The organism is Acidithiobacillus ferriphilus (assembly GCF_018854775.1).
Classification (GTDB): domain Bacteria; phylum Pseudomonadota; class Gammaproteobacteria; order Acidithiobacillales; family Acidithiobacillaceae; genus Acidithiobacillus; species Acidithiobacillus ferriphilus.
The window spans coordinates 1-3,325 of the sequence record NZ_JAAZTY010000197.1; the positions used below are offsets into that span (position 1 = coordinate 1).

Below are 3,325 nucleotides of genomic sequence, written 5' to 3' on the forward strand. Positions count from 1 at the left end.
ACGACCTGTCGTCGCCCACCGTCGTGGACGCAGTCCCCCAGGGTGACGGGCTGCCGCGCGTGGCGGTGGAGGCCACCACGCTGTCGGGGCGGCTGGCGGGGATCGGGCATTATACCGCCGCGCTGTGTCAGCAGTTGGCCGCGGATGAGGGGGCGACCCTGGCCTACTTTACGGCGCGGTCCTGGGCGCGGGAGCCGCCGCGGCAACCCGGCCTGCGCATTCCCCACCCCTTGCAGTGGCGCAAGCGTATTCCCCTGGGGCGGGAGCTACAGTTTGTCTTGCAGGGGCGGCAACTGACCCGGCTGGAACGTCTCTGGCGACCGGATCTGATCCTGGGACCCAGCTTCGTCCTGCCGCGCGCCAAGGCTCCGTCTGTCCTGGTGGTGCATGATCTTTCCCATCTCCGCTATCCGGAGGTCCACCCCCCGGCCCGTGTGGCCTTTTTGAACCGTCACTTGCGACCGGCCATGGCGCGCGCGGGGGCCGTTCTGACGGACTCGCGTTTTACGGAAGCGGAATTGTTGCATTACTTCCCGGAGGTGGCGGGGCGGACCCATGTGGTCTATCCCGGTATCAGCGGGCGTTTCGCTTTGGCTCCGGCTGCGGAAGTGGAAACGGCACTGGATGGGATTTTGCTGGGAGATGAGCGTCGCTTTTTCCTCTTTCTCTCCACCCTGGAGCCGCGCAAGAATCTGGCGGGCTTGCTGGCGGCCTACGCGGCCTTGCCGGCTGTCATCCGTGGGGCGCACCCGCTGGTGCTGGTGGGGCAGATGGGCTGGCAGGAGACTAATTTCGCCGCAATCCTGGAGGAAATGCTGGCGCGCGGCGAGGTGCGGATGCTGGGCTACCTGCGCGACGAACTGCTGCCGGCACTCTATCGCCGCGCCCTGGCGCTGGTTTACCCATCCCTCTACGAGGGCTTTGGTCTGCCGCCCATCGAGGCCATGGCCTCGGGCTGCCCGGTGTTGGTAGCCGACGTGGCCGCCATGCCGGAGGCCTGCGGTGGTGCGGCGCTGTATTGCGACCCGCTGGATGTGCAGTCCATCACCGCGGCGATGCGGCGGCTGGCGGAGGATGAGGTCTTGCGCGCCCGGCTGGCGGCGGCGGGGCCGGCGCGGGCGTCGCTCTATACCTGGGAGGCGGCGGCGGCGCAGGCGCTGGCGGTGATGCGGGAGGTGGTGTCGCGTTAACCCATTGGTGGCTGTCATAAAACCCCCATATCCAGCGTTACCGTCTGTCCCTGCAATCGCGTATCTATCCGCCGCGCGGCCTCCTGCAACAGCGGTACCCAGCTTTCCTGACGGCGCTCCATGGGTGCGGAGATGCTCAATCCGGCATTCCAGGGCAGCGGCCCACGGAGCAGTACCCCAAGGCAGCCGACGCCGATTTCCGCCTCTTCATTATCCAGCGCATAGCCGCGCTCCAGAGCCGTGCGGGCGTCCTTCCAGAGTGTCGGGATGTCATGCAGGGTGTGTATGGTGAGCGCCGGTAAGTGGGTGCGGGTGGCGTAACGCTCGACCGCCACCTCACCATTCAGCGCCAGCATCAGCTTGCCGACGGCGGTGGTATGCAGGGGCGCGCGACTGCCAATCACCTGCTCTACCCGCATCATCCGCGACGAGGTGGCGCGCTCCACATAGACGACTTCGTCGTCCTGCTGAATGGTGAGGTTCACCGTCTCCTGCACCTGATCGCGCAGCCAGGCCATGATGGGCCGGGCGATGGCGCGCAGGTCGCTGCGGCCGTGGGCGAGCTGCGCCCAGTCTTGCAGGTGGGGGCCGAAGCGGTAATGGCCGACGGCGTCCCGGGTGAGCAATGCGTTGTCCTGTGCCGAGGCGAGAATGCGGAAGGCGGTGGAGGGCGCCAGTCCGGTTACGGCGGCGAGTATCTTGAGGGTGGCATTGCCGCCCTCCGCCGCGAGGGCGTCCAGCAGGGCGCGCAGGCGGTCGATGACTTGGATGGAGGAGTTTCTGTCGCTGGCAGAGTCTGACATGGAATATTCCGCATGGTGGAAACGATACCCTATTGCGGAATCATACGGTCTTGCTTAGAGTGGGTGCAATCTTTTTTTGTCACAGGATCATCACGCCATGACCGCCCAAAGCACCTTGCCCGCTAACGCTCCCGCCTTCTGCGCGGGTATGTTCCACTTTGGTGAATCATGGCCAAATTTTGCGGAGTATGGCCGCAGTGCCGCCATCGCCGTCGGCCACAAGGCGGTCCCTCATCCCGCGGCCAAGGAAGCCGTCTACCAGACCCTGCTCATGGCCGACGCCCTGCGCTACTGCACCTTGCAGGTCTGCGCCGCCAAGTCCTCCGGCCATCCCGGCGGCTTTGCCTCCAGCGTTGAGGCTTATGCGGCGCTGGTGATGCTCGGTCATACCAACATCGTCACCGAAGTGGGCCACCACGCCCCCGGTTTCTACAGCGCCATGTTCCTCGACAGCTCGCTGGAGGACATGGGTATCCGCGACATGAATGACATGATGGCGCGTTTCCGCGAGCGGCATGGTCTGCTTGGCCATCTCTCCGGCGCCATCCCCGGCCTGCTGGCGCCGGCGGGTCCATTGGGGCAGGGACAGCACTTCGCCATGGCGGGCGCGTTGCTGCATCCCGGCACCCTCTTCCCGGTGACCATCGGCGATGGCGGTTTCGGCGAGCCGTACGTGCTGAGCGCCATGAAGCACTTCCACTTTGCCTACCCGCAGGTCACCAATTACCTGCCGGTGCTGGTCTGGAACGGCTTCAGTCAGGAGCATCACTCCATGGTCTCCCTGATGACGAATGACGAGATGATCGCCTACTGGCGCGCCCATGACTTCGACGAAGTCATCCTCGTGGATGCCAGGGACTTCGACGACGCAGGTCAGGAAGGGGCCTATGTCGACTCCGCGCGCTTCTCCTTCGGCCAGCGTCTGGCTTTTATGGAGGCGGTGCTGACCGGTGTGGCCAGGGCGGCGGAGCACGCCCTGAGTGGTCGTCACAGCGCCTTCATCCTCAAGCAGTTGAAGGGTGCGGGTGTGCATGTTTCGGGTGCCAAGTCCCACAACCTCTATCCCAAGGACACCCCGGAATCGCCGGAGATCAAGACGGCGCTGGAGCAACGTGCCCTCAGTCCGGAAGCCTGGGCGCTGGTGCGGGAGAACTTCGCGCGGGCCGGTGGTGGTCCTGCCGCCAAAACGGCGGTGACCGAGCAGGTGCTGGACATCGCCCGGCTGGATGACTTCCCCATGCAGGATTTCAATGTCGGCGAGCAGGCCGTGCCCGCCACCGCCATGGGCGCGCTGGTGGCCTGGCTGGGGCAGCAGGACCCGCGCTTCGTGGT

General features: G+C 65.7%; 3 protein-coding genes. 2 read left to right on the forward strand and 1 reads right to left on the reverse strand.

What is annotated here, in order from left to right; translation table 11 throughout:
• Positions 1 to 1,190: glycosyltransferase family 4 protein (locus HF921_RS12065; protein ID WP_215893883.1), on the forward strand; the 1,190-nt coding region annotated here is incomplete at its 5' end.
• 14 nt (positions 1,191 to 1,204) lie between these two features.
• Here HF921_RS12065 and HF921_RS12070 read toward each other — a convergent pair.
• Entirely contained in the window at positions 1,205 to 1,993 is a 789-nt protein-coding gene (locus HF921_RS12070) for an IclR family transcriptional regulator (protein WP_215893884.1), read from the reverse strand.
• A 97-nt stretch (positions 1,994 to 2,090) separates the two neighbouring features.
• On the opposite strand from HF921_RS12070, the gene HF921_RS12075 reads away from it, so the two are divergent.
• A partial coding sequence (locus HF921_RS12075; RefSeq protein WP_455692641.1) for a phosphoketolase family protein occupies positions 2,091 to 3,325 on the forward strand: 1,235 nt, incomplete at its 3' end.

Bases quoted from the DNA above. Each gene is read 5' to 3' on its own strand.
- HF921_RS12070 (WP_215893884.1), bottom strand. From the start codon at position 1,993: ATGTCAGACTCTGCCAGCGACAGAAACTCCTCCATCCAAGTCATCGAC.